At 58.6% G+C, this 25,302-nt stretch carries 23 protein-coding genes, 1 other RNA gene and 2 pseudogenes; 6 read left to right on the plus strand and 20 right to left on the minus strand.

Going from position 1 to position 25,302, the window contains the following annotated elements:
• Positions 1-4: 4 nt before the first annotated feature.
• The 9 genes and pseudogenes from kdsA to lpxC all read right to left on the minus strand — a co-directional run bounded on the left by kdsA (position 5) and on the right by lpxC (position 10,350).
• The gene (gene kdsA, locus HMPREF0908_RS04060; RefSeq protein WP_006690166.1) at positions 5-832 is read right to left on the minus strand and encodes a 3-deoxy-8-phosphooctulonate synthase; all 828 of its coding nucleotides are present in this window, start codon (positions 830-832) and stop codon (positions 5-7) included.
• A gap of 56 nt (positions 833-888) precedes the next feature.
• A complete protein-coding gene (gene kdsB, locus HMPREF0908_RS04065; protein WP_006690167.1) occupies positions 889-1,635 on the minus strand; it encodes a 3-deoxy-manno-octulosonate cytidylyltransferase in 747 nt (248 codons plus the stop codon).
• Between the two features lie 124 nt (positions 1,636-1,759).
• Positions 1,760-4,281 (minus strand): annotated as a pseudogene (gene lpxK, locus HMPREF0908_RS04070) (tetraacyldisaccharide 4'-kinase).
• 3 nt (positions 4,282-4,284) lie between these two features.
• Positions 4,285-6,009: a lipid A export permease/ATP-binding protein MsbA gene (gene msbA, locus HMPREF0908_RS04075; RefSeq protein WP_006690171.1), complete on the minus strand. Its 1,725-nt coding sequence runs from the start codon at positions 6,007-6,009 to the stop codon at positions 4,285-4,287.
• 121 nt (positions 6,010-6,130) lie between these two features.
• Positions 6,131-7,264: a lipid-A-disaccharide synthase gene (gene lpxB / locus HMPREF0908_RS04080; RefSeq protein ID WP_040572400.1), complete on the minus strand. Its 1,134-nt coding sequence runs from the start codon at positions 7,262-7,264 to the stop codon at positions 6,131-6,133.
• 24 nt (positions 7,265-7,288) lie between these two features.
• The gene (locus HMPREF0908_RS04085) at positions 7,289-8,092 is read right to left on the minus strand and encodes an LpxI family protein (RefSeq protein WP_040572401.1); all 804 of its coding nucleotides are present in this window, start codon (positions 8,090-8,092) and stop codon (positions 7,289-7,291) included.
• Positions 8,093-8,106: 14 nt separating this feature from the next.
• A complete protein-coding gene (gene lpxA, locus HMPREF0908_RS04090) occupies positions 8,107-8,916 on the minus strand; it encodes an acyl-ACP--UDP-N-acetylglucosamine O-acyltransferase (protein ID WP_040572518.1) in 810 nt (269 codons plus the stop codon).
• A 166-nt stretch (positions 8,917-9,082) separates the two neighbouring features.
• Entirely contained in the window at positions 9,083-9,523 is a 441-nt protein-coding gene (fabZ, locus tag HMPREF0908_RS04095) for a 3-hydroxyacyl-ACP dehydratase FabZ (RefSeq protein WP_006690175.1), read from the minus strand.
• Entirely contained in the window at positions 9,520-10,350 is an 831-nt protein-coding gene (gene lpxC / locus HMPREF0908_RS04100) for a UDP-3-O-acyl-N-acetylglucosamine deacetylase (protein ID WP_211204781.1), read from the minus strand. The genes fabZ and lpxC overlap by 4 nt, the downstream gene beginning before the upstream one ends.
• A gap of 168 nt (positions 10,351-10,518) precedes the next feature.
• Here lpxC and ssrA point away from each other — a divergent pair.
• Positions 10,519-10,870: a transfer-messenger RNA gene (gene ssrA, locus HMPREF0908_RS10580) on the plus strand.
• Between the two features lie 90 nt (positions 10,871-10,960).
• Here ssrA and HMPREF0908_RS04105 read toward each other — a convergent pair.
• Positions 10,961-11,620 carry a 3'-5' exonuclease gene (locus HMPREF0908_RS04105; protein ID WP_006690177.1) on the minus strand — a complete coding sequence of 220 codons (660 nt, stop codon included), beginning with the start codon at positions 11,618-11,620 and terminating at the stop codon, positions 10,961-10,963.
• Between the two features lie 221 nt (positions 11,621-11,841).
• Between HMPREF0908_RS04105 and HMPREF0908_RS04110 the strand changes: the two genes are divergently transcribed.
• A complete protein-coding gene (locus HMPREF0908_RS04110; protein WP_006690178.1) occupies positions 11,842-13,038 on the plus strand; it encodes an MFS transporter in 1,197 nt (398 codons plus the stop codon).
• A 130-nt stretch (positions 13,039-13,168) separates the two neighbouring features.
• Here HMPREF0908_RS04110 and leuB read toward each other — a convergent pair whose 3' ends face one another.
• The 9 genes from leuB to HMPREF0908_RS04155 all read right to left on the minus strand — a co-directional run bounded on the left by leuB (position 13,169) and on the right by HMPREF0908_RS04155 (position 20,934).
• Entirely contained in the window at positions 13,169-14,242 is a 1,074-nt protein-coding gene (gene leuB / locus HMPREF0908_RS04115) for a 3-isopropylmalate dehydrogenase (RefSeq protein ID WP_006690179.1), read from the minus strand.
• Positions 14,232-14,735: a 3-isopropylmalate dehydratase small subunit gene (locus HMPREF0908_RS04120; protein WP_006690180.1), complete on the minus strand. Its 504-nt coding sequence runs from the start codon at positions 14,733-14,735 to the stop codon at positions 14,232-14,234. The genes leuB and HMPREF0908_RS04120 overlap by 11 nt, the downstream gene beginning before the upstream one ends.
• On the minus strand, positions 14,735-15,997 hold the full coding sequence (gene leuC, locus HMPREF0908_RS04125) for a 3-isopropylmalate dehydratase large subunit (protein WP_006690181.1): 1,263 nt from the start codon (positions 15,995-15,997) through the stop codon (positions 14,735-14,737). Before leuC ends, HMPREF0908_RS04120 begins: the two co-directional genes overlap by 1 nt.
• Before the next feature lie 173 nt (positions 15,998-16,170).
• Positions 16,171-17,184 carry a ketol-acid reductoisomerase gene (gene ilvC, locus HMPREF0908_RS04130; RefSeq protein ID WP_006690182.1) on the minus strand — a complete coding sequence of 338 codons (1,014 nt, stop codon included), beginning with the start codon at positions 17,182-17,184 and terminating at the stop codon, positions 16,171-16,173.
• On the minus strand, positions 17,165-17,695 hold the full coding sequence (gene ilvN / locus HMPREF0908_RS04135; RefSeq protein ID WP_006690183.1) for an acetolactate synthase small subunit: 531 nt from the start codon (positions 17,693-17,695) through the stop codon (positions 17,165-17,167). The genes ilvC and ilvN overlap by 20 nt, the downstream gene beginning before the upstream one ends.
• A gap of 137 nt (positions 17,696-17,832) precedes the next feature.
• A complete protein-coding gene (locus tag HMPREF0908_RS04140; protein ID WP_006690184.1) occupies positions 17,833-18,759 on the minus strand; it encodes a hypothetical protein in 927 nt (308 codons plus the stop codon).
• 116 nt (positions 18,760-18,875) lie between these two features.
• A complete protein-coding gene (locus HMPREF0908_RS04145) occupies positions 18,876-19,502 on the minus strand; it encodes a class I SAM-dependent methyltransferase (protein ID WP_006690185.1) in 627 nt (208 codons plus the stop codon).
• 91 nt (positions 19,503-19,593) lie between these two features.
• Positions 19,594-20,574, minus strand: coding sequence for a diaminopimelate dehydrogenase (locus tag HMPREF0908_RS04150; RefSeq protein WP_040572402.1), 981 nt, complete (start codon positions 20,572-20,574; stop codon positions 19,594-19,596).
• Between the two features lie 45 nt (positions 20,575-20,619).
• Complete coding sequence (locus HMPREF0908_RS04155; RefSeq protein ID WP_006690187.1) at positions 20,620-20,934, minus strand: hypothetical protein; 315 nt, start codon at positions 20,932-20,934, stop codon at positions 20,620-20,622.
• Between the two features lie 145 nt (positions 20,935-21,079).
• Here HMPREF0908_RS04155 and HMPREF0908_RS10585 point away from each other — a divergent pair, with 145 nt between their 5' ends.
• From HMPREF0908_RS10585 to HMPREF0908_RS10820, 4 genes are all read left to right on the plus strand, one after another.
• Positions 21,080-21,265: a type II toxin-antitoxin system HicA family toxin gene (locus HMPREF0908_RS10585; protein WP_006690188.1), complete on the plus strand. Its 186-nt coding sequence runs from the start codon at positions 21,080-21,082 to the stop codon at positions 21,263-21,265.
• Between the two features lie 12 nt (positions 21,266-21,277).
• Positions 21,278-21,694 carry a type II toxin-antitoxin system HicB family antitoxin gene (locus tag HMPREF0908_RS04160; protein WP_006690189.1) on the plus strand — a complete coding sequence of 139 codons (417 nt, stop codon included), beginning with the start codon at positions 21,278-21,280 and terminating at the stop codon, positions 21,692-21,694.
• A gap of 84 nt (positions 21,695-21,778) precedes the next feature.
• Positions 21,779-22,180, plus strand: a complete 402-nt coding sequence (locus tag HMPREF0908_RS04165) for a thioesterase family protein (RefSeq protein WP_006690190.1) — start codon at positions 21,779-21,781, stop codon at positions 22,178-22,180.
• Between the two features lie 21 nt (positions 22,181-22,201).
• Positions 22,202-22,321: a helix-turn-helix domain-containing protein gene (locus HMPREF0908_RS10820; RefSeq protein ID WP_006690191.1), complete on the plus strand. Its 120-nt coding sequence runs from the start codon at positions 22,202-22,204 to the stop codon at positions 22,319-22,321.
• Positions 22,322-22,394: 73 nt separating this feature from the next.
• Here the strand turns inward: HMPREF0908_RS10820 and HMPREF0908_RS04170 are convergent.
• Positions 22,395-25,302, minus strand: a pseudogene (locus HMPREF0908_RS04170) (autotransporter domain-containing protein); the annotation flags it as partial.

Here is a 25,302-nt window from a genome sequence, read left to right on the forward strand (position 1 = left end):
TCTCCTAGTTCAGCTTCTTACGCACAATCTCATAGATGGAAAGGGCTTCCTTCAGCAGCTCCTCCAGCTTGTCCAGATAAACCATATTTGCCCCGTCCGAAAGTGCCTCGGCAGGATTGTCATGTACCTCGAGGAAGAGGCCGTCAACGCCTGCCCCCACGGCGGCACGCACGAGATACTCTACATACTCGCGCTGTCCCGAAGAGCTCGTTCCTGCGCCGCCCGGCAGCTGAACACTGTGCGTCCCGTCAAAGATCACAGGATAACCGAAGCTTCGCATGATGGGCAAAGCACGCATATCGACGACGAGGTTGTTGTAGCCAAAGCTCGCCCCGCGCTCCGTCAGAAGGATGCGCTCACTGCCGCTCTCATGAATCTTGTCGACGACATTGCGCATGTCGTTCGGCGAGAGGAACTGCCCCTTCTTCACATTGACGACCGCCCCCGTCTGTGCCGCCGCATGGAGGAGATCCGTCTGACGCGAGAGAAATGCAGGGATCTGCAGGATATCCACGACCTTTGCTGCCGGCTCCGCCTGACAGGTCTCATGAATGTCAGTCACAACGGGAACGCCAAGTTCCTTCTTAATCCGCCCCAGCATCTTCAATCCATCCGTGAGCCCCGGCCCGCGAAAACTATGGTACGCAGAGCGGTTTGCCTTATCAAAAGATGCCTTGAAGACATAAGGAATACCAAGCCGCTCGGTGATCTCTTTGATGCCGCGGCCGATCATGAGCGAACGTTCCAATCCCTCCAAGACGCATGGTCCTGCAAGAAGGACGAGCGGCTCACCGCCGCCGATCTCAAAATTCGCCAGCTTCACTTTGTTCATCTTCAGGGCTCCTTTCGGCTGCTTCGTATTGCACTATAGTTCCTATTATAAATACTTCATATCCCGAGGTCAATCAATCCCTGTCGCCGATACTCCGCATTGACCGCCGCCAGATCCTCCTCCGTGTCAACACCGATAAAGACCGCATCCGTCTCAACAACATGGATGCGGTATCCGTTTTCGAGCGCACGCAGCTGCTCGAGGGACTCCGAGCACTCCAATTCCGTCTGCTGCATCTTGGCATAGGTGAGCAGGAAGTCCCTGCGGTAGGCATAGATGCCAATGTGCTTATAGACCTTTGCCCCCACATTGCGCGCATAGGGGATGCGCGCACGAGAGAAGTAGAGTGCGTTTCCTGTGCGGTCCGTGACAACCTTGACGTTGTTTGGGTTCTCCATCTCCGCCGCATCCGTGATCTCCGTCTTTGCCGTCGCCATCATGAGCGCATCGTCGTGCTCAAACGGAGCGACAAGAGCATCGATCACGGCGGGGTCGATCAGCGGCTCATCGCCCTGTACGTTGATGATGAGATCGCAGTCCGGCCGCTGTGCGGCAACCTCGGCGAGACGATCTGTCCCCGTTGCATGATCGGCGCGCGTCATGACGGCGTGACCGCCATGTTCCTCGACCGCCGCACGGATGCGTTCGTCATCTGTCGCCACGACAACCTCATGGACACGCTGTGCCTGCACCGCCCGCTCATAGACACGGACGATCATCGGCTTCCCCGCGATATCGCGCAGGGGTTTCCCGGGCAGACGCGTCGATGCATACCGCGCAGGGATAATGCAGAGAACCTTCATGCGATCACCTCTATATTATGGATAACTGAATTTTCGCAGTGACACACCGCGCGAATCCCTCGCTGCTCAGGCAGCCGAGCACTGATCCCGCCCACTAGGATGCGCTGCGGAAAACGCAGCTTCATCATATCGTGCACTGCTTCCCAAGCTTTGCTGCCAGCTGCTCCTTAAGGGTCTCGAAGAATACCTCCTGCCCCTTCTGCAGGGTGACCTCGACAGAGAGCACATACATCGGGATACGCCATTTCGCGCGTACGACATCGCCCGGCACCTTCACTGCATCCTTTTCTGTAATGACAATTGCCTCAACGCCGAGCGTCTCCGCACGGTAGAGTACCTCTGCCATATCGCGTTCGCCGTAGTCGTGATGATCGGGGTAGCGCATGCTCTCCACCATCTCAACACCGAGATCGGCAAGCGTCTGCTCGAAGGAGGCGGGGTTCCCGATGGCCGAGACAGCGAGCACCTTTCTGCCCTCCATCTCTGTCACGGGCACACCGCCCGCTGCAATGTCCTCAAACCAATCCGAAAGACGGACAAACTGACGGGGCTGATGGATGCTCTCCATGATGAGCCCGTCCTGATTGTAGCTGCGGAACGTCTCCCAGATGTACTCAATCGCCCCCGGTGCCGCCTGATCGACTTTCGTCATAAGGCATACATCCGCGCGGTTGATATGCGAGAGCGGTTCGCGCAGAGTTCCGCGCGGCAGAAGGTAGCCATTGCCAAATACATTTACCGCATCAACCAGCAGGATATCCATATCGCGCTCAAGCTGCCAGTGCTGATAGCCGTCATCGAGAATCGCCACCTGTGCGCCGAAGTGCTCGATGGCATAGCGTCCCGTCACCGCGCGGTGCGGACCGATAAGAACGGGGACATCCGGCAAATGCTTGGCGAGCATAAAGGCTTCATCGCCTGCTGTCTCCGCATCCATCTTCAGCGCATGTCCATCGGAGACGATGCCAACGGCACCACGCCACTTTGCACGATACCCGCGGTTGAGAATCGCAGCGCGATACCCCATCGCATGAATGGCACGCGCGAGATGCTGCGCTGTTGGAGTCTTTCCCGTTCCGCCGACCGTCACATTGCCGAGGCTGATAACGAAGCAGGGCAGCTGTTCTTTCTTAAACCAGCCCCACCGATACATGGCAAGCTTCAGATTGACCAGCTGCTCATAGATGAGAGAGAATGCATAGAACACACCCATAATGAGGCGGCGCGCAACGCCGTGCACCTCTTTGTCGTGAACGAGATCGATGAAATAGGTCTGGAAATTCGCGACCTTCTGGGTCGCACGCACGCGGTGGGCACTGATCCGTTCCTGTGCGCGCTGAGCGCGGCGTGTTTCGTAGGCAGCAAGCATATCAACGAGGATTGTGGCCGACTTCTTCGATGCCCCCTTGTTCTCGTTGATGATCGCGAGCGTCTCGCGCTCAAGGCGCGCACGCTCCGCGTCGTCAGCGAAGAGACGCAGCGTCTCCTTCGTCAGTTCCGCTCCATTCGCGACCGTCACGACAGCGCTGCGATTGCGGAAAAGCGCGTGGATGTCCTTGAAGTTGAACATCTGATTCCCGACGATGATCGCCTTGCCGTGCGCCGCCGGCTCAAGGATATTGTGTCCGCCGTGCGGAATGAGGCTGCCGCCGATATAGATGACATCGCCGAGCCCGTAGACGCGGCCAAGCTCACCGACCGTATCGAGGATCACAATGTCCTCGCCAGCCCGCCTGCCCCCTTCTGCAGGTTCTTGCGCGTATTGACCGTAAACCCCGCCTTGCGGCAGAGATGTTCCACCTCCATCGTGCGCAGCACCTCGCGCGGCGCGATAATGAGGCGTACGTTCGGATCCTTTGCACGCACGGCGGCAAAGGCGTTGAGCACCAGCTCTTCCTCCCCGCGGTGGGTCGAGCCCGCGATCATGATGCGGCTCGCACCCGAGAGGCCAAGCTCCGCGATCAATGCTGCGCGCTCTTCGGGGCTGACGCTCGTATACGCCTGATCGAACTTCGTATTGCCCGTCACTGTAACGAGCTCACGCGGCGCGCCGAGCCGCATGATGTAGTCCGCATCGATCCCTGACTGCATCGCGAAGCATTTCACCGTTCCGATCATCTCGCGCAGCATGCCGAACAGATACTTATACTGCTTGACGCTGCGGTCGCTGATGCGGCCGTTGACCATCATGACGGGCACATCGAGCTGCTTCGCCTTCTTGAGAAAGTTCGGCCACAGCTCCGTCTCCACGGGCAGGAAGACGCGCGGGCGGATGCGTCCCACGACGCGCGAGGCGAGGAACGGCAGGTCGAGCGGGAAATAAATGATCGCGTCAGCATCCTTGATGATGCGGTGCGCCATCTCATAGCCGCCCGTCGTCACGACCGAGACGAGGATGGGTGTGTCGGGGAACACCTTGCGAAACTCACGCACGAGCGGGCTCGTCGCCACGATCTCTCCGACGGATGCCGCATGCACCCAGATGGCGTTCTTCCCCGCCACCTTGTCAATCGTATCCTGCGGGTAGAAGCCAAAGCTCTGCTTGATGCGCTCGACAAAGCCGCGCTCCCGTGTGGCGCGCAGCATGAAGATCGGTATGATGATGGTGACGATGAGAATTGCCGCTAAATTGTAGAGAAATCGCATGCGTCACTCTCCCCGAAACTGAATGTCATAGAGATGCTGATAGAGTCCGCCCTTTGCCAGCAGCTCCTCATGGGTTCCCTGCTCCACGATGCGGCCGGCATCGATCACATAGATGCGGTCGGCATGGAATATTGTGGAGAGGCGATGGGCGATGACGAAGCTCGTGCGTCCGACCATCAGGTTGTCAAGCGCCGCCTGCACGATCTTTTCGCTCTCCGTATCGAGTGCAGAGGTTGCCTCGTCGAGGATGAGGATGCGCGGATCCTTCAGAATCGCGCGCGCGATGGCAATGCGCTGGCGCTGTCCGCCCGAGATGCTGACGCCGCGCTCCCCAATCTGCGTATCGTAGCCGTGTTCCAGCTGCATGATGAAATCATGCGCGTTTGCCGCACGTGCCGCCTCCTCGATCTCTGCATCCGATGCATCGAGACGTCCATAGCGGATGTTCTCGCGGATCGTCGTGGAGAAGAGCATCGTCTCCTGCGGTACCAGCCCGATCTGCCCGCGCAGGGACGCAAGCGTTACGTCGCGGACGTCATGTCCGTCCACCGTGATCGCTCCGCTGTCTACCTCATAAAAGCGCGGGATGAGGTTTGCAATGGTCGACTTGCCCGCACCCGATGGTCCGACGAACGCAATCATCTCCCCCGGCGCTGCCTCAAGCGTCACGCCGTCAAGTGCCTTGCGGTCCTCCTTGTAGGAGAACGTAACATCCTCAAAGCACACGCGCCCCGTCACAGGGGGAAGCGGCTTGGCGTCGGGGCGATCTGTGATGCTCTCCGTGAGATCGACAACAGAGAACACACGATCCACCGCCGCCATTGCCTTCTGCAGATTCCCATAGATGCGTGAGAGCCGCTTGACGGGGTTTGCAAGGTTCACGGCATAGGTGAGGAACGCGACGAACGCGCCCGCCGTAATGTCACCGTTGACGACCTCGTAGCCGCCGAACCAGACAATGAATGTGACGGCGAGTGCGGCGAGAAACTCCACCGTCGGGGTGAGCATGCTCGTCTGCTGGACGTTCTTCATCACCGCCTCGAAATTGCGCTGATTGCTCGCGACAAAGCGAGCGATCTCGTAGTCCTCACGGACGAACGACTTCACGACGCGCGTGGCGGAAAAGCTTTCCTGCAGGAGTGCTGTGATCTCGGCAAGCCGCTCCTGAATCACGGTGCTCGATTTCTTGATTTTGCGCCCAAAGATCTTCATCGCCTGCCCGACCATCGGAATGACGACGAGCGTCAGCAGGGAGAGCTTCCAGTCCAGATAAAACATAAGGGCAAGTGAGCCGATAAGAATGCATCCCTCCGTCACGAGTTCGATGAGGTTATCAACGAGTGCCGACTGGATTGCTGCGACATCGTTCGTCACAAAGCTCATAATTTCGCCCGTCTGGTGTTGGTCATAGTACGCGAGCGGCATCCGCTGGAACTTGCGGAACATCACCTCACGCACGTCGATGATGACCTTCTGCCCGATGTAGGAGACGAGGTAGGACTGCCCAAAGTAAAATATCCCGCGCAGGAAAAAAATGACGACAATGCCGATGCAGATGGCGTTCAGCAGTGCCATGTTCTTGTCGGCGAGAACGTCGTCGATCATGTCCTTGATGATCCACGGGACATAAAGATTCGCCGCCGCAGCGAAGATGATGCACACGACCGCCAGCACGAATTTCTTTATGTACGGCCGCATGTAGGTCAGCAGTCTCTTATAGTTCTTCATAAGTCTCCCAGACTGTATACGGATACTCTATTCTTGACATTGAGGAGGCGCGTTGAGGAATCCGCCGATATTCGGCAAATAAGCACATGATCACTTGCCCAGCGAGGCGTTCACAGGCGTTTCACGCGCTCCGTCCGAGAGCGAGAATCTTCTCCGCCGCGCGGCGTGCTGCATGGGGTGCACCGAGCATCGCTGCTGCACGCGAGAGACGCTCCGTCACATAGAGACGGTCCGCGCCGTCCGCAATGATCTTCTCCATCTCCTCCGCGATGCGCACGGGCTGCACAGCCCCCTGCAGCAGCTCCGTCTCAAACGTCTCCCCGAGCAGGATATTCGGCAGGGAGAAGCGCGGCACATCGACGAGCAGGCGCCCGATAAGATAGGAGAGGGCCGACAGCCGATAGAGAACGACGGCAGGCAGTCCCATGAGTGCCGCCTCCATCACCACCGTCCCCGAGGTTGCCATCGCGGCACGGGAGAGTCCCATGAGGGCATAGCGTGCGTCATGCGTCAGCGTCACCTCTGCGGGGGATGCCGCGAGATGCGCTCTGATGCTCTCCTCATCCACCCCGCCCGCCACAGGCAAAAAGAAGCGGCGTGCAGGGTCTGCTACGCCGAGCCGCTCTGCCGCGCCCAGCATGGGCGGGAGCAGCCGCTCGATCTCCTCGCGGCGGCTGCCTGGCAGAAGGAGGATCGGCACATCGCCTGCACCGATGCCGAAGTGCCGGCGCGCCTCCTCGGGCGGCATCTCTGCATGCACCGTATCGACAAGCGGGTTGCCGACGAAGGAGATGTTCGCCCCTGCCGCTTCATAGGGGGGCAGCTCATGCGGAAAGATCGCAACGATCTCATCGGCGAGTGCCGCGCAGGACTTCGCACGTCCCTTGCGCCAGGCCCACGCAGACGGCGGAATATAAGAAAAGACGGGAATCTCCCGCTTTTTCGCCCGTGCTGCGAGCCTCCAGTTAAAATCTGGATAGTCGATGATGACGAGCACATCCGGACGCTCCTCGTCCATCAGCTGTGTCAATTCATCAAGGAGAGCGAAAATTCGGCGGAGATTCAAAATCACCGCCGAAATCCCCATCACATTGTAGTCCGCATAGTTCTGGCAGAGCCTTACCCCCGCCGCCGCCATCTCCACTCCACCGAAACCGATAAGTTCCACCGTCGGATCAAGCGCACGCAGTTCGCGCGCGAGCGCCGCCCCGTGGAGATCACCCGAGGTCTCCCCCGCCGAGAGCATGATTTTCAAAAGGGCAAGACCTCCCTGCCGTCATTACATCGCCGCAATCGTTATGCCGTTCGCCTCAGCGAGCGCAATGGCACGCTCCTTGTCAATGAAAAGCGTCTTATCCGCCTCTATGGCGAGCGCAGATGCCTTTGCCGCCACCAGTGACTCGATCGTATCGAGCCCGACGGCAGGTACATCAAAACGACTGTCCTGCTGCGGCTTTGCCGCCTTTGCGACGACCGCGCCGCCCCCGGCAAGCTGACCGCCGCGGCGGATGCAGGCATCCGTCCCCTCAATCGCCTCGAGTGCCATGACAGCACGATCCTTCACGACCACCGTCTGTCCGACATCAAGGCGTCCGATCTCACGTGCCATCTGAAGCCCATACTCCATATCAGCGCGCTCTGCCGCCGAAGGCTGACGGCTCGTCAGAACTCCCGCGGACGGCATCAGGGGACGGATGAGTGCCGTCTGGTCAAGCGGCGTCACACCGATCTTCATCAATGCCCCGATGAACATCATCATAATTGTATCGTCATTCTGATTCGGCAGCTGCATCAGCATCGCGCGCAGCATCTCATCCGGCTGAACCGCGCCCGTAAAGAGCAATTCCTTTGTCACCTTGCCGATCATGGTGACCTTTTGGATCTTTTCCTGCTGCAGATACGCCAAAATCGACGCAATCGAGCCGATGCTGATCTCACGGTAGGCACTCGCCGCATCCTTCAGCTCAGGATCGCAGTCCGGCAAGAGCGCAATCGCATGTACCTCAAAGCCCTGCGCACGTGCCGCGCGTGCACACGCGGCAGGCAGATGTCCGACACCCGCGAGCAGCCCCAGTTTTTCCATGGCGTTCTCCCTCACTAGTCCTCGTGGCGTTCCCGACAGATCCCGCGCTCCGCATTGCGCAGGAAGCGCAGCAGGTGATCGATTTCCTCGCAGGAGTCCACTTCCTGCTCGATCACGGCAATTGCCTGCGTGAGATTCAGTCCCGAACGATAGAGGATCTTATATGCCTGCTTGATGCGGCGGCGCACCTCAATCGGAATGCCTGCACGTGAGATGCCGACGCTGTTCAGTCCCACGGCGCGCGCGGGGTGTCCGTCCACCATCGTAAACGGCACGACATCCTGCACGAGCTTCGACGTGCCGCCGATCATCGCGTTGCGCCCGATCTTGACAAACTGATGCACGCCCGCCATGCCGCCGATCACAACGCCGTCCTCAACGATTGCATGCCCCGCCAGCATCGCGGCATTGCTCATGATGATGCGGTTGCCGAGCACACAGTTATGAGCCACATGAGTATACGCCATCAGCAGGCAGTCATCACCGATGCGTGTCTCCTCGCCCTCACCCGTCGCGCGGTGCACCGTCGCACACTCGCGGATCGTCGTGCGGTCGCCGATGAACGTATAGCTCTTTTCCCCTTTGAACTTCAGATCCTGCGGCACCTCTCCGATGGATGCGCCTTGAAAAATCTGGCAGTCGCGCCCGATCTGCGTCCATTCCCTAATGACGACGTGCGGGGCGATCTTCGTCCCCTCGCCGATCTGGACATGATCCGAGATGACCGCGTAAGGGCCGATCTCCACATTCCGTGCAATGCGCGCCGTCGGCGCGACCACAGCAGTCTCGTGGATATAGGCAAGGACCTTGCTCGTGCCTGTCATCTGTTTCAACTCCTTCAGCCCCGCAGGAATCGGGGCAGACATATTCCACTATCCATTACAATCCGACAAAAGGGCAAGACTTTCACATGGCAAAATCAGCCACTATCGCCGGATTTCGCGTTTTATCGTGAATTATGTCCGTTTATCCTGTTATTATGACGTTCGGTCAAATATCTTCGCCGTTTTTCAAGGCAAACTTGAAGTCTGCCGATGCGACAAGATCCTCCCCGACATACGCATCTGCGTGAAGCACGCCGAACACACCGCGCACGCGCACCAGCTCCGCCTTTGTCACGACCACATCGCCCGGAACGACAGGGCGCTTAAACTTCACATTCTCCATCCCGCCGAAGAGCGCAATCTTGCCGCGATGTTCCTCAGGATAGAGCATCGTCACCCCGCCGACCTGTGCCATTCCTTCGAGCAGGAGTACCCCCGGCATGATCGGATGCCCCGGGAAATGTCCGAGGAAAAACGGCTCGTTCATCGTTACACACTTGATGCCCGTTGCCGACTTGAACGGCTCCAGCTCGATGATACGATCTACAAGGAGCATCGGCGGACGATGCGGCAAAATTTTTTGAATCTCATTGATATCCAACGTCATGCTTGATCCCTCTCCCCTGCAATCTCTTTTGCCAGCGCGGTATTGAGTGCGTGTCCCGAGGCAACAGCGATGATATGCCCGCGAACCATACCTGCCAGACGAATATCCCCGATTACATCGAGAATCTTATGGCGCACCAGCTCGTTGGGAAAGTTCAGCGGGTTCATCCATCCCTCGTCGTTGTAGACGATCACCGTCTCCAGCGAGCCGCCCAGTCCCAGCCCATGCGCACGCAGCGCCGCAATCTCCTTTTCATAGGCAATCGTCCGTGCCGGCGCAATCTCGCGCTCGTACGCGGAGGGCGAAACCTTGATGTCGTAGTACTGTACCCCGATGAGCGGATGCTCATTCAGCGAGGTAAACGAAACGCGCAGCCCATCGTACGGCAGTGCCATGATGAAGTGTCCGCCATTGTCTACACGGTAGATGCGGTCAATGACCGTCTCCTGCCGCACGGCATCCTGTTCGATGCTCCCGGCGCGTGTAATCAGTTCAAAGAACGCCCGTGCACTGCCGTCAGCGACGGGCGGCTCCTCTGCATCGAGCATCACGCGGCAGTTGTCAATCCCGTGCACATGCAGTGCACTCATCAGATGCTCAATCGTAAAGAACTTCAGTGCCCCCGCACCAATTGTCGTTGCGCGCACCGTCGCCGTCACATGTGCTGCCGTCGCCGCCACAGGCGGCACATCCGGCAAATCGGCGCGCGCAAACAGGATCCCCGACCCCGGCGGTGCCGGTGCGAGTTCCATATGTACCGGCCGTCCCGAATGCAGTCCAATCCCATCGTAGGACACCCGCGACGCCAGTGTTTTCTGTTTTTGCAAGCGTAAACCTCCATGAACGGACGAGCAAAATATCGTACCGTCCAACAATTCCGATTGCTTCTTCCCGTACATGATACTAAAAATTTTGCGAACATGCAAGAAAAAACAGGATTTGACAACATATCCGCCTTTTGTTATAGTATGGATAAGCGCACAGCTTCCATTATCGGGGATGTAATGGTCTCGACGGGGATGGATGGTATGTGGACAGCGAGCCGGGGGGTCATCATCCCGTCAGTAAGGTGAAACTTTTATTTAAACATAAAAGCAAACGAAGACTACGCTCTGGCGGCTTAAGCCAGCCCCTTTCCGTCTGCCTCCCGCACGGATGGAGACAGGGGTCAAACGCGGGATACCTGAGAGCCACCGCACGATAACTCTCACGGGAACCTCATCGTGATCGGAACAGCGCACCCTGTCTGCGGGGGCCGCCGAACCTAAAGCAAAGCACAGACTGCGCTCGGAGAAATCCATGTGACGTTATCTTCGGACAGGAGTTCGATTCTCCTCATCTCCACCAAACGACACGACAAAAGCCGCCCAATCGGGCGGCTTTTTTTGTATAAAAAGACCGCCGCACGGCCCTCCGTGCAGCGGTTCAATACATCCATCATAGATTTCGTTTCAATTTTTCCAGATCGGGGAACAGCTCGCCGATCGAGTTTGAAAGGCCGTCGCTCGGCTCTAGGATCTCGAGGACGGGGCGCATGGTCTCACGAAACTTTGCGTCATCCTGCATGAGTGCGAGAACCGCACTCGTATTGACGGCATCGGCAAGTGCCGAGTGCTGACTTCCCTCGAATCGACGCCCCATCGCGCCGAGTGCATGCTTCAGGGCAAGGCTGTTATGGAGCCCGAGGCGGTCGTCGAACTCCTGCTGGAGGTCAACCCAGCGTGTATCGAGCCACGTGACGTCAAAGTCCGGCAGCTTCAGACGGCACTCCTTGCGCAGCTGTTTAATATCGGACATGCTCCACGAGTAGATCTTCGTCTCTGCCTCGCCGATCCACGCAACGAATGCGTGAAAGCTGTCGGCGAACGCGGGATGCCCTGCGACCTTCTCCTGGGTGATGCCCGTCAGCTCGGTGATGTGCTTCTTTACCATCCCATACTCAGGACAGACATAGCACTGAAATTCGTCCTCCTGCACAAAATCCTCATTCAGGCGCACCGCGCCGATCTCGATGATTTCTCCGTTCAATTTCCTGCGGACATCCCGGTATTCCTTCCCCACGGGATTCATTTCCAAATCTACGACGATGTGTTTCATGACAGCCCTTACTTTCGAAAATTATCTGCCGTAAGTGACGCGCGGCAGATGGTGTTGCAGTAGTTTAGATTTTTTGATATCGTCACGTCGTTGTTCAATCATAGCACAATGGCGCGTGGAAATCAATGTTTAAGGGTATTTAGTCCTATATTCATCGCTTACTTTTTCAATGAAACATGGTAGAATGATAAGAGAAACACGATAAAGAGAAAGGGTCTGTCATGAACTGGAAAGTGGTACTCGCGCTGCTCACATGCAACGTGCTCTTCATGTCCGCAAGCTATACGATGATCATTCCGTTCCTGCCGATGTATCTGACGAACGAACTTGGTGTGGACGATGCCTCCGTGAATCTCTGGTCAGGACTTGCGTTCTCGGTGACTTTTTTCGTCTCCGCGGTCATGGCTCCAATCTGGGGTCGTATCGCCGACCGCAAGGGAAAGCGTCTCATGGCCATGCGCGCGAGCCTTCTCATCGCGATCAGCTATCTGCTCGGCGGACTCGTCACGTCCCCCGAGCAGCTCATCATCGTGCGCCTTTTTCAGGGATTTGCCTCAGGACTCTGGCCGATGGATCTTGCGATCATGACGCTCTACGCGCCGCAGGAGCGGCTCGGTTTCTCTCTCGGCATCATGCAGGGCACGCTCACGGCGGGCGGCGTCGTCGGGCCTCTGCTCGGCGGTGTCCTCGCGGAGCTGTTCGGGATGCGCACGAGCTTCTATATCGGCGGTCTGGCACTCTTCATCAACTTTCTTGCCTTTACGTTTATCATCAAAGAACCGCCGATGCCGAAAGAGACCGCACCGCTTACAGCAGAGGAAAAGAATCCGATGCACCTCTGGCACATCCCCATCCTGCGTACGATGATGATCGTGAGTACGCTCGCGCAGGTGGTGCTCTACATTCTCATGCCCGTCCTGACAACCTACATCAAGGTGCTCGCGGGCGCGATGGACAACATCGTCTTTGTCGCGGGCGCAGTATTCTCTCTCGGCGGCATTGCAGGAGCGATCTCCGCGCCGCTCTGGGGGATCTACGGCACACGGCGCGGCTATTTCAGCGCGATGTTCCTCGCCATGCTGTGCGCGGGAGGCATGTTCATCCTGCAGGGCATCCCCGACACCCTCGTTCCCTTTGCCGTCATGCAGTTCGGCGTGGGGCTCTTCCTCGCCGGGATTCAGCCCTCGCTGAACGCCGTCATCGCTCAGCATACGCCCGCGCAGCTCAAGGGAAGCGTCTTCGGGCTGCTCTTCTCCGCCCAGCAGATTGGCTCTGCCGCTGGGCCGCTGCTCGGCGGCGCCGTCGCGACGTACCTTGGAATGCACTACCTCTTCCCGACCTCGGGCACGATTCTCCTCATCCTCGCCGCCTTCGTGCGCTGGCGGTATGTGAGGAAGGGGCATCCTGCGGTGGAATAAAATAAAAAATGCTGTACGAAATCAAAACACTTCGTACAGCATTTTTGTTGGCATTGACAACGCACCCGCGGCAGGGGAACCGTTTACAGCATATCAGAGAAGCAGCGCACCGTGCCGATAGGGAAGCACCTTACAGGTGTCTGAGCACCGCATCCGTCATTTCCTGCGTACCGACCTTCGTGCAGCCCGTATCCGCGAGGTAGATATCCGCCGTCCGCATCCCCTCGGCGAGTGCCGCATCCACCGCCGCCTCGATGGCGGCGGCCGCTTCCTCCTCATGGAGCGCATAGCGCAGCAGCATCGCCGCCGAGAGGATCGTCCCGAGCGGGTTTGCGATTCCCTTCCCTGCGATGTCGGGCGCACTGCCGTGAATCGGCTCAAAGAGACTCGTGCCCGTCCCGATCGACGCCGACGGCATGAGACCGATCGAGCCGCCGACCACCGCCGCCTCATCGGAGAGAATATCACCGAAGAGATTGCCCGTCACGACGACATCGAACTGTGTCGGGCGTACGGCAAGCTGCATGGCGCAGTTATCGACGTAGAGATGATCGAGCTCCACATCTGCGTACTCCTTTGCCAGTGCCGCCACCGTACGCCGCCAGAGCCGCGACGTTGCCAGTACGTTCGCCTTGTCCACGGACGTGACCTTGGAGCGTCTGAGACGCGCTGTCTCGAACGCAAGGCGTGCGATGCGCTCCACCTCGGGCACAGAGTAGTTCTCCATATCCCACGCACGCTCCACGCCGTCCACATGCTCCGACTCACACTTCTCACCGAAATAAATGCCGCCGATCAGCTCGCGCACAATGACGAGATCGACACCATGCACGAGATCGGGCTTCAGCGGCGAGTGCTCGATGAGCGCATCCGCCACCTTGACCGGACGCAGATTCGCATAGAGTCCGAGGCCCTTGCGCAGGCCGAGGATGGCGCGTTCAGGACGCAGTGCAGGCTCCACCGCATCCCACTTCGTCCCGCCGACCGCGCCGAAGAGCACGCCGTCCGATGCCTTGCAGACGGCGAGCGTATCCTCGGGCAGCGGCGTACCGTATGCATCGTACGCCGTGCCGCCCGCATCGCGCGTTTCATAGGAAAGTCCGAGTGAGAACTTCGCATCGACAGCCTTCAGGACGCGTACCGCTTCACTCGTGATCTCCTGCCCGATGCCGTCGCCCGGGACGACCGCAATCTTATACCCCATGACGAAATCCCCCGTTCTCCCTGATATAGTTCAGCAGTCCGCCCGTACGCGCAATATCCTGCACAAAGCCCGGCAGAGGATGCGCATGGAATGTATCGCCCGTCGTCAGATTTTCAATTGTTCCCGTCTCCGTATCGACACGCAGACGGTCACCCGCGCGGATCTTCTCCACATCATCGCCGATCTCCAGGAGCGGCAGCCCGATATTGATGCCGTTGCGGTAGAAGATGCGCGCAAAGCTTGCCGCAATCACGACGGGAATGCCCGATGCCGCGATGGCAATCGGGGCATGCTCACGCGAGGAGCCGCAGCCGAAATTCTTTCCGCCGACCATGATGTCGCCCTGCTGCACACTGCCCGCGAACGTCGTGTCGATGTCCTCCATGCAGTGCGCCGCGAGTGCCTTCGGCTCGAACGTATTGAGATAGCGTGCGGGGATGATGACATCCGTGTCAATGTTATCGCCGTAGCGCCAAACCTTTCCCTCGAACATCACGCCACCTCCTCAGGGGCCGCAATCCGCCCCAGTATTGCACTCGCCGCCGCGACATGCGGCCCCGCGAGATAGACTTCGCTGTCCACATGACCCATGCGCCCGCGGAAATTGCGGTTCGTCGTCGAGACGCACCGCTCGCCTGCCGCGAGGATCCCCATATAGCCGCCGAGGCACGGGCCGCAGGTCGGCGTCGAGATCGCCGCCCCTGCCTCCATGAAGATCGCCAGATAGCCGCGCTTCATCGACTCCTCATAGACGTACGGCGAGCCCGGGATCACGATGCATCGCACACGCTCATGCACCTTGTGCCCCTTCAGAATCGACGCCGCAATCTCCATATCCTCAAGACGTCCGTTCGTGCACGACCCAATCACGACCTGATCGATGGCGATGGGCGCCCCGATGTCCATGACACGCTTCGTATTCTCGGGCAGATGCGGGAACGAGACGACGGGACGCAGTGCGCTGAGGTCGATCTCCACCGTCTGCGCATAGCGCGCATCAGCGTCGGCAGCCACAGGCGCGAACGGCTTCGTCATGCGTCCCTCGACGTACGCCCTGCATACATCATCATACGGGAAAATGCCGTTCTTCGCCCCCGCCTCAATCGCCATATTGGCAATCGTCAGACGGTCGGTCATGGAGAGTGACGCCACACCCTCGCCCGTAAACTCAAGGCTCTTGTAGAGCGCACCGTCCACGCCGATCATGCCGATGAGCGTAAGGATGACATCCTTGCCGCTGATGTCCTGGGGCTTCTTCCCCGTCAGGTGCACATTGATTGCCTCGGGTACCTTGAACCATGCCTCGCCCGTTGCGATGCCGACGGCGAGATCCGTCGTACCGACGCCCGTCGAGAACCCGTTCACCGCACCGTAGGTGCAGGTGTGCGAGTCCGCGCCGATGGTCAGCATCCCCGGCCCCACAATGCCGCGCTCGGGCAGGATGACGTGCTCGATGCCCACGCGCCCCTGCTCGTAGTAGTGCAGGATGTTATGTTTGTGCGCAAAGTCGCGCATGATCTTCGCCAGCTCGGCGGACTTGATGTCCTTTGCCGGCTGGAAGTGGTCGGGAATCAGCGCGATCTTCGTCCGGTCAAAGACAGGGCGTCCCGTCTTTTCAAACTCCTTGATGGACGGGGGACCCGTCACATCGTTTGCAAGCACCATGTCAAGCCGACAGACAACCAGCTGCCCTGGCTCCACATGATCAAGCCCCGCATGGCGTGCGAGAATCTTCTCGCTCATGTTCATGCCCATATAGCCCTCCTGAAATTACGATATGGCAATCATTTTCCCGGCCCTGCTCCTCTAAGCGAATCCTAGTGAAGCACAACGAGGCATTCGCACGGAGCAGACAGGAAAAGCTCTCCTTTGAAAAAAGAAGTCTCTCCGCGCGGAAAGACTTCTTTTTCATAAAATACGTGTATCGTTTAGAAATTGAGCTCTTTCTTGTCACGCAGCCACGGCATCATATTGCGCAGCTGTGCGCCGACCTGCTCGATCTGATGCTCCTTGTGGAGGCGGCGCTGTGCGAGGAAGTTCGCACGGCCGGCAGCGCGGTTCTCAAGAAGCCAGTTGCGCGCGAACGTACCATCCTGGATCTCCTTCAGAACCTTCTTCATCTCCTTCTTCGTCTCCTCGGTGATGATGCGCGGTCCAATCATGTAGTCGCCGTACTCTGCCGTATCGGAGCAGGACTGACGCATCTTCGTCATGCCGCCCTCATAGCAGAGATCGACGATGAGCTTCATCTCATGGAAGCATTCGAAGTATGCCATCTCGGGCGGATAGCCCGCCTCGACGAGTACCTCAAAGCCCGTCTGCATCAGCTGGCAGACACCGCCCATGAGAACGCACTGCTCACCGAAAAGATCCTCCTCCGTCTCATCGCGGAACGTCGTCTGGAGCACGCCGGAACGCGTTGCGCCAAGGCCGCGTGCATAGGCGAGCGCGAGATCGAAGCACTTGCCCGTCTCGTCCTTTTCGACGGCGAATACGGCCGGAACGCCCGAGCCCTCCTCGAACGTGCGGCGGACGAGGTGACCGGGGCCCTTCGGCGCGACCATGAACACATCGACGCCCTCGGGCGGAACGATCTGCTTGAAATGGATATTGAAGCCGTGAGCAAAGGCGAGCGCACTGCCCTTCTTGAGGTTCGGGCCGATCTCTTCCTTGTAAACATCCGCCTGCTTCTCATCGGGGATGAGCACCATCGTAACATCTGCCTGCTTCACCGCATCGGCAACCGACGTGACCTTCAGACCATGTGCCTCAGCCTTCGCCTTGGACTTTGAGCCCGCATAGAGACCAACAACGACGTCGAGGCCGCTCTCCTTGAGGTTCAGTGCATGCGCATGACCCTGACTGCCATAGCCGATGATCGCAATCGTCTTGCCCTCGATTGCACTCCAGTTGACGTCCTGGTCATAGTAAGTTTTTGCCATAGTACTCCCTCTCCTCACAGTGTTCATATATGGTGTGTTCTCCGCGTTCGAGCGCGATAAGCCCCGTGCGGATGACCTCGACAATACCATAGGGCTTCAGCACCTTTAGGAACGCGGTCACCTTGTCATCTCCGCCCGTGATCTCAAAGATGATCGAGGAGGACTCCACATCAACGACGTGTGCGCGGAACAGCTCGCCCATTTTCAGTACATCGAGGCGATTCTCATCGCCCGCACGCACCTTGATGAGCGTCATGCCGCGGCATGCCGCGCTCTTTTCGTCCAGACGCCGGACAGCCCGCACGACGGGCATCTTCTCCAGCTGCTTGATCATCTGCTCGACGATATTCCCATCCCCGTGCATCACCACCGTGATGCGTGAGAACTCCGGCGACTCCGTCACGCCGACAGCCAAACTGTCGATGTTGAACTCGCGCCGGGAAAACATGCTGACGACGCGAACCAGAACCCCCGTCTGGTTCGCGACAAAGACGGACAGCACATGTTTCATGTTGCTCCGCCTCCTCTCTCAGCATGTTCTTCTCGGGAAAACTTCTTTATTATCGCCTCCGCGCCTCTATTTGTCAATAGATTTTTCCATGCAGAACCCATTGCGCACATGAATACACGTGCACGCAGATCGTCCTTTTATACCCGCACCTCAAAATGCGGCTGATTCCCCTCCGGCGGCGCATCGTCCTTCTGTGCCGCTGTTGAAGCAGGTGTGAGAGGCGGCGGCATGCGCACCTCCTTTGGCGGGACGGCAGGTACGTTGGGCTTTGCCGCCGCAGGACGTGCGGCCGGTGCACGGCGCGGCGGCCTCGGCGCATGTACAGGCGGCGAGGAGGGCGCAGGTACGGCGTGATCCTCTCCTGCCAAGCGCTCCAGTACCTCCCCCGCCGTCAGCCCTGTGTACTCGGGAAGAAGTTCGCCCTGCGGCGTGCGTCTCCGCCGTACCTGTTCTGCCGCCGTGAGGAGATCCTCATGAGCGCGCGGCGGCGGTGCTTCCTGCGGCTCGCTCTCATGAGCGAGAATACGCTCGCCGAGCGACGGCTCTGCCGCCTGTGCATCCTCCTTTTTCCGAAAGAAGCGGAAAAAGAGGAACGCCCCGACTGCCGCCGCAAGGACGATCATCCCCGCCCAGTAGACACCGCTGGCCGCCGTATAGGACTTTGGCGGCGGCTCAGCCCCCGTCTGACTGAGCTGCTGCTTGAGGGCTGCATTCTCCTGGGCCATATCCAGCCCATTCGAGACATCTGCACCCGTCTGCCCATCCATCTTTGTTCCACGGTCAACGCTCGTCGCAGAGGTACTGACATGATCGCCCTTCGCGGCATCGGAACGCGCAGCTGCATTGCCCGTCTTTCCTGTCTGTGCTTTACCATCCTGCGGTGCGCCCGTCGTCGTCTTGGAGAGCGCGCCGTTCCCCTGTGCGACCGAGTCGCGCGCCTGCTGCTCCGCCTGCGCGTCCCCTGTCGTATGCGTCGTATTCGCCTGCGCATCGCGCGCCGCATCGCCGATCGTGATCTTCGGCGGCGTCGGCGGCGTCGGCGGCGTCGGTGGGGTAATCGCCATAGCAGGGCTCCTTTCTCATCAAATTGCTCTCTCTACTATAGCAGAAAAATCTCTTCGGCGAAACAGAAAAAGCGTCCCGCCGATCACAGGACGCTTTTATGATGTCGAAACGATTATTACGCCTTATACGCCCGAACGTTCAGACGGTCATGCGCCAAATCCTCGTCGATCTCCACGCGCGCAAATCCCGCGCCCCTGAGCAGGCTTTCGAGTTCCTCGCCGGTATAGACGGACATGCCGTCGACAATCTTCAGCCACTTCTCATGACTCTTCGTCTTGCCGCTCGTCTCATTTGTAATCATAAACATACCGCCGGGCTTCAGTACGCGGTGCACCTGTGCAAAGCAGCGTGCAATCTCCGGCCAGAAATACACCGTCTCGAACGCCGTCACAACATCGAACTGACTGTCATCAAACGGCAGTTCCTGCACATTTCCCTGCACGATTTCACAGCGTCCCGCCGCAATCGCCGCATGGTTGACCTCACGCGCCTTCTCCACAGAGACGGACGAATAGTCCAGCCCCGTCACATGCCCCTCGTCCACCATCCGCAGGAATACGGCAATGTTTGCACCGCCGCCGCAGCCGCAGTCAAGCACCTGCTCGCTCCCTTGCAGATCAAGATGCGAAAATCCCCACGCTGCAATCCCCGCATGCCCACGATTCATCATAGCGACGACGATTTTTCCCATCGTCCCCTGAGGTTTTCCCGTATTGCTGAAAAATTTACGGAGCAGTCCCATGACTGCACCTCCTTTCTGCGAACACCGCAGTACCGATGCAAAAGTGCCTCGTACAAAGCTGCACGAGACACCGAAACAAACCAATTGAATTTTACAGCAGCGCCTTGCGCAGCTCTGCATCCGTCTGCACCGTGAGATAGCACGGCGCGATATCGAGCACCGTCTTGCACCCCTTTGCGCCCTCAGCGGCGAGTCGGTATGCCGCACGCGCGTATGCAGCAAGGACACATGCCGTGAACTCGGGGTTCGAGTCGAGCTTCAGGCTGAACTCGATCACATGCTTATGCGCATTGTTCTCCCCCGTCGCGCCCGAGCGGATGACGAAACCGCCGTGCGCAAGCCCTGCATGGTTGCGCTGCAGCTCCTCCTCACTGATGAAGTGCACCGTCGTATCATAGTCGGAGAAGTAGTTCGGCATCGTCACGATCGCCTTCTCGACCGCTGCCGCATCCGCGCCCTCCTCGAGCACGACATAGCACTCACGCGTATGCTTCTCGCGCGTCGTGAGCGTCGGATTCGAGCCGCTGCGCACGGCCTCGAGTGCCGCGGGGACAGGCACGGTGTACTGCTTGGCATCCCTCACCCCCGGGATACGGCGGATCGCATCCGAGTGTCCCTGGCTGACGCCGCGTCCCCAGAACGTGTAGTCCGCACCGTTCGTGAGCACCGCATTCGCATAGACGCGTGCGAGGGAGAACATGCCGGGATCCCAGCCGACCGAGATCACACCGACGTGCCCTGCCGCCTTTGCCGCTGCATCCACCGCCGCATAGTGCGTCGGGATATTGGCGTGCGTATCAAAGCTGTCCACCACGTTGAAAAGCTTCGCGAACTCCGGGGTCTGTTTCGGAAGATCGGTCGCCGAGCCGCCGCAGAGAATGAGCACATCCACCTTGTCCTTCCACTCTGCCGCCTGCGATGCCGCCACCACCGGCACCTGCGTACGCGGCTTCACCGACGCGGGATCGCGCCGCGTAAATACAGCGGCCAGCTCCATATCAGGATTGGCCTCGACGGCGTACTCCACGCCGCGTCCGAGATTGCCATAGCCAAGAATACCAATGCGAATCATATTTCCTCCCTTGCCGTCCCCCGACGGCATAGAATCTACAGCCGATTAGTAATGCGGATGTTCCTTTACGTAATCCACTGGCCGCGACCAGTCCACCTGCACGCCCGTATCATTCCACAGGCGCGTCAGCGCGAGCGTCAGGCTCTCTTTGTCCGCGAGCGGCGTGATCGTTTCCTTCGTAAAGTCCATCAGCGTCTTGTGCGGTACCTCGACCTCATGGTCTTTGGCGAGGAACTCCTCCACCGCCGTACGCCCCTTCTCATCGGCAAGATGAACCTCTGCACATCGTGCACTGCCGTCATAGTCAATCCAACCGAGAACATCGCCATAACTGATGGCGACACTGTACGTATCACTCACGCATATCACCTCGTATTCAAATCTTTTGTCCCAGTGAAGGACGCACCTTATTATAGAACGATTCTCTCATACGCGCAACAGAGGGACAGAATTTTATTCTGGACAGAAATGCGCACGATACATATAATGAGATAGCGGTGATGAGATGCGATTTATCGAACTTGACCGACTCCTCAAGAAACATGGATGGCATGTTGTACGAACGAAAGACTCGCATAACCAATACCAAAAAGAGGGTGTTGCAAAAACGCTGACTGTCCCGAACCATTCCGGTGACATAGCAAACATCATCGTAAAAAATATCCTAAAAGGTGCAAACATCAATCGATAAGGAGGGACTACCATGAACCTTGTCTATCCTGCCATCTTCTATGCAGATGATGAATCATCTGCTTACGCCGTTGTCGTCCCCGATCTCCCCGGCTGTGTTTCCGGCGGCAACTCCCTCTCTGAGGCAATCGCGATGGGTGAGGACGCAGCATCGGGCTGGGTGCTCAACGAACTGGAGGACGGGAAAACTGCTCCGCCCGCAAGCCGCATTGAGGACATTCACCCCGATCCCGAGATGGGTGAGGGATTCGTCAGCCTCCTCTCCCTCGATATGGATGCCTATGCCGCCAAGTACGGCAGTAAATCCATCCGCAAGAATCTCACGATCCCCGCATGGCTGAACACCTTCGCCGAAAAGAAGCGTCTGAATGTCTCAAAGGTGCTGCAGGACGCACTTACGGAACTCTACCAAAAAGAAGCGGCAGTATGAGTCCTTAAGTCTCTCTTGCCACAGAGGAAAAGGAAGATCGTTTGCGGTAGTGGGAACGCTTTGAACAACAGAAAGGATTTTCACATGGACTACACAAGCAAGATCGCCGTCGGCATGACGCATGAGGCAGTGGATACGGTAACGGATGCGAATACGGCGGTGACGGTCGGCAGCGGCTCGCTTGCGGTGTATGCGACCCCCGCGATGGCGGCGCTGATGGAGCGTGCGGCGGCAGAGCTGTGCCAAGAGGAGTGCCCCGAGGGCTGGACGACAGTCGGCACGTCACTGAACATCGCGCACCGCGCGGCGACGCCGACGGGGCTGACAGTACGAGCCATTGCCGAGGTGACGGCAGTCGACGGACGCGCGGTCACACTCAAGGTCACGGCATACGACGAACGCGAGGAGATCGGCGCGGGTACGCACACACGCTTTGCCGTTGCAGTGGATAAATTCATGGCAAAGGCGGAGGGAAAGCGTTCATAATCCATCGGCAGAAGCGAGGATATGAGCGGCGTGACACAGCCCGTCATCTCCCGCGTTGAGCAGGGCACGACAAGCCCGAACATTGCGACGGTCCAGCTCCTCGTCTCACTTGGGAAAGAGCTCCGACAGCCCCTGCTCTAGGGTACAACAAGGGCGGCGATACGAAACAGAGATTTCGTACCGCCGCCCTATTCTTATGTCTTATTCGGTTTTATTAGAACGCCCAGTTGATCTGGATGCCGCCGGATATTCCCCTGCGTTTTCCAGTCATGCCCATGAGGTTCACGCCATAGCTGACACGCTCGTCCTTCGGTGCGAAGCGGTAGCCGAGTTCGAGGATGCCTGTGCCGCCCTTGAGGCTCGGACTTGGCGTATTGTAGCCCTGATAGGAGGCCCCTGCATCGCCGCTGAACTCATACTCATAGGCAAGTCCTGTGTAGAACGATCCGCTGCCATGCTTCGTTGTGTAGCGCGTACCGACACGCAGGCGGTGCGAATCCGCTGCATCAAAGTCGTAGACATCGCCATTGCTGAGCGTCGTTCGATCGCCGTCCTGATGGGCAAAGAAGTACTTGGCGTACGTCTCAATCGTATTGCCGCCATGCAGCGCCTTCTCCTGTCCGACACCGAGATGTCCTGCGTAGTAGGTGCTGCTGCTGTCATACGTCACATGCGTGCCGGAGATCGTGCCCGCATAGTCACTCTTCACGCGGCCGGCACGCACGCTGCCCTCGACATAGGAGCCCTTCTCGTTCGTGGACTTCGCCATGAAGCCCGCCCCGAGATAGTCCATGCTGCCGTCGCCATGCACCCCATCGTCCAGATAGGAGTCATATGAGCCTTTGCCGTACTCAACGAAGGGACCATAGGTGAGGATGTTGCGTCCCGACGCACGCTGCTTGGCAAAGCCGAGATCGATGTTCCATCCCTTGGCATCGACGTGAGAACCGGTATTCAGACGAACGGACGAACCGCTCTGAACTGCCCACATATGGTATTCCTTCGGTGCGCCGTTCACCTGTCCTGCCCCCGAGGCCGGCGTCGAGGCGGCATCCAGCGCTGCTGTAAGCGCGGCATCGGTCAGGAGATCCGAGCCGCCGGACATGAATGCCAGTGATGCTGCGCGCGTCTCGGCAAGAGATTTGGTCTGCGGATTGATGGACGCGGAGGTGACGCCTGCATAGAGCTCATTGTTGACCGTCGAGCCCGACGTCGGACGCGTGAGGATGTCAAAACCATAGAGCATGCTGACTCCCTGCATTCCCGTCGTATGGTTGACCGTCGGAACACGCGGCGAGAGTGCCACCGGAGTTGCCCCGGCAAATGCTTTCACCAGGCTGACCTCATCACCGACTTGGAGGGTCGGCTGGTTGCCCGCGAGAGCAACCCCGATGTTGACGCTGCTCAGGTCTTTCTCTCCGCTTGCATTGAGATCATGCGTCACATTGTTCAGCGTGAGCATCGCCCCGGACGCTGCCGCAGATGCACCTGTCGTTCCCGCCGGGATGTAGAAGTGAAGATTCTGCACACCGGTAACGTCGCCCGCCTGCGCACCAAAGCTGCGGACAGAAAGGGTATTGCCCGTTCCATTGGCAATCGTGTTATTTGCACTGTCCTTCGCCGCACCGCCATACAGTACGCCGCTGATCGTCGCCTTATAGAGATCAATCGTATTGTCCGTCGCAGCAGCAATGCCCGCGCCCGGCACAGCATCCGCATAGCCGCCGTAGACATCGCCGACGACCTCGGCATTGTCGCCGAGCTTCACCACGTTGTTCTTCACCGCGGCTGCCGCACTCGGCAGCGTCTTGGCGTAGCCGCCGTAGATCGTCCCCGTTACCTTGCCGGAGGCGAAATCAACCGTGTTGTCCGTCGCCGTCGCTCCATAGCCGCCATAGACCTTTGCAGCATGTGTTACCGTGGCGCTTGTCGACGGGTCTGTATATGTGCCGACGGTGCCGCCGTTAATACGTACTGTATTGTGATCGGTACCTGCGCTGTTTGCGCTGTCTGCATAGCCGCCCGCCAAGGTGTCAACAACGATGCCGCTGTCGAGCGTCACCGTATTCCCGCGCACAGCGCCGGCACTTGCGCCTTGTGCGTAGCCGCCATAGACGGAATCCAGTACGCCCGCATTCGTATTCTGCACATCCACGTGGACATGGTTGTTCACTGCGCCGCCGTGCGCGCCCTCAGCGTACCCGCCGTAGGCTTTGAGGTTGTTCGTTCCGGTTGCAACATCCGTGATCTCGAGCGTATTGCCCTCGGCGATCGTCCCAACCGTCACTTCATGACCGTCCGCATCGCGCTCCGTGTGGTCGTATGCAGTGTAGCCGCCATAAACCTCAGCGGGCGTAGTCGTGCCGTTATGCGTTACCGTACCGTCCTTGAAACGGTTGAGTTCGAGCTGAACCTTGCTCGCCGTACCGCTGTTGGTGTCGGTGTGCAGCTTCTTCTCATAGACGCGGTCAAGTTCCGCCGTAGCCGTTGACGTGTAGTTGTCAAAGAGCAGATCGTCTGCGAGCGGCAGCGACAATGCACGCTGCAGGAGTGTGAGGGTATTCTTGCCCTGAACTCCGTCGCCGCGTGCTGCCGAGAGTCCCGACGTATCCGCCGTGACATTTGACCACTTGACCTTGACGTCATCGGGGGTCCCAGAGATACCACCGAAGCCGCCTGCTTCGGACAACGTCAGCATCGTATCGCTGTAGGCGTCGCCGATCTTGAAGTTGAACTTCTCGAAGTTGCGTACCTTCTTGACCGTCAAGCCTTTGCTCTGCACGTTCAGTGTGTTGCCCGTAATCTTTGCATCGTTATTCGCAAAGACCTGTGCTTGATTGCTCGCGTTATAGTAAGCTGATCCCCAGACCTCAGCGCCTGTCAGTGTACCGCCGCCGAGCGTAACAGTATTCTTGTTTGATGCACTGTTCGTATTGCGCGAGTACCCGCCGACAATCTGTCCAGAGACCGTACCGCCCGTGATGGTGATTTCATTCTCGGACATGTTGCCCGCCGCAGTGTTGCTTCCACCACCGCCAATGACACCTTGTGTCACCGTGCCGCCCTCGACAAAAACCTTATTCTTCGTCGCCGAAGCATTTGCACCCGAGACCGCACCGCCC

The sequence above is a fragment of the Centipeda flueggei ATCC 43531 genome, from assembly GCF_000160695.1.
GTDB classification, from domain to species: Bacteria; Bacillota; Negativicutes; order Selenomonadales; family Selenomonadaceae; genus Centipeda; species Centipeda flueggei.

What these genes read in the sequence shown, in the direction of transcription:
- kdsA (WP_006690166.1), bottom strand. Translation starts at nt 832, where the DNA reads ATGAACAAAGTGAAGCTGGCGAATTTTGAGATCGGCGGCGGTGAGCCG.
- kdsB (WP_006690167.1), bottom strand. Translation starts at nt 1,635, where the DNA reads ATGAAGGTTCTCTGCATTATCCCTGCGCGGTATGCATCGACGCGTCTG.
- msbA (WP_006690171.1), bottom strand. Translation starts at nt 6,009, where the DNA reads ATGAAGAACTATAAGAGACTGCTGACCTACATGCGGCCGTACATAAAG.
- HMPREF0908_RS04085 (WP_040572401.1), bottom strand. Translation starts at nt 8,092, where the DNA reads ATGGAAAAACTGGGGCTGCTCGCGGGTGTCGGACATCTGCCTGCCGCG.
- lpxA (WP_040572518.1), bottom strand. Translation starts at nt 8,916, where the DNA reads ATGACAGGCACGAGCAAGGTCCTTGCCTATATCCACGAGACTGCTGTG.
- fabZ (WP_006690175.1), bottom strand. Translation starts at nt 9,523, where the DNA reads ATGACGTTGGATATCAATGAGATTCAAAAAATTTTGCCGCATCGTCCG.
- HMPREF0908_RS04105 (WP_006690177.1), bottom strand. Translation starts at nt 11,620, where the DNA reads ATGAAACACATCGTCGTAGATTTGGAAATGAATCCCGTGGGGAAGGAA.
- HMPREF0908_RS04110 (WP_006690178.1), top strand. Translation starts at nt 11,842, where the DNA reads ATGAACTGGAAAGTGGTACTCGCGCTGCTCACATGCAACGTGCTCTTC.
- leuB (WP_006690179.1), bottom strand. Translation starts at nt 14,242, where the DNA reads ATGGGGTATAAGATTGCGGTCGTCCCGGGCGACGGCATCGGGCAGGAG.
- HMPREF0908_RS04120 (WP_006690180.1), bottom strand. Translation starts at nt 14,735, where the DNA reads ATGTTCGAGGGAAAGGTTTGGCGCTACGGCGATAACATTGACACGGAT.
- leuC (WP_006690181.1), bottom strand. Translation starts at nt 15,997, where the DNA reads ATGGGCATGAACATGAGCGAGAAGATTCTCGCACGCCATGCGGGGCTT.
- ilvC (WP_006690182.1), bottom strand. Translation starts at nt 17,184, where the DNA reads ATGGCAAAAACTTACTATGACCAGGACGTCAACTGGAGTGCAATCGAG.
- ilvN (WP_006690183.1), bottom strand. Translation starts at nt 17,695, where the DNA reads ATGAAACATGTGCTGTCCGTCTTTGTCGCGAACCAGACGGGGGTTCTG.
- HMPREF0908_RS04140 (WP_006690184.1), bottom strand. Translation starts at nt 18,759, where the DNA reads ATGGCGATTACCCCACCGACGCCGCCGACGCCGCCGACGCCGCCGAAG.
- HMPREF0908_RS04145 (WP_006690185.1), bottom strand. Translation starts at nt 19,502, where the DNA reads ATGGGACTGCTCCGTAAATTTTTCAGCAATACGGGAAAACCTCAGGGG.
- HMPREF0908_RS04150 (WP_040572402.1), bottom strand. Translation starts at nt 20,574, where the DNA reads ATGATTCGCATTGGTATTCTTGGCTATGGCAATCTCGGACGCGGCGTG.
- HMPREF0908_RS10585 (WP_006690188.1), top strand. Translation starts at nt 21,080, where the DNA reads ATGCGATTTATCGAACTTGACCGACTCCTCAAGAAACATGGATGGCAT.
- HMPREF0908_RS04160 (WP_006690189.1), top strand. Translation starts at nt 21,278, where the DNA reads ATGAACCTTGTCTATCCTGCCATCTTCTATGCAGATGATGAATCATCT.
- HMPREF0908_RS04165 (WP_006690190.1), top strand. Translation starts at nt 21,779, where the DNA reads ATGGACTACACAAGCAAGATCGCCGTCGGCATGACGCATGAGGCAGTG.
- HMPREF0908_RS10820 (WP_006690191.1), top strand. Translation starts at nt 22,202, where the DNA reads ATGAGCGGCGTGACACAGCCCGTCATCTCCCGCGTTGAGCAGGGCACG.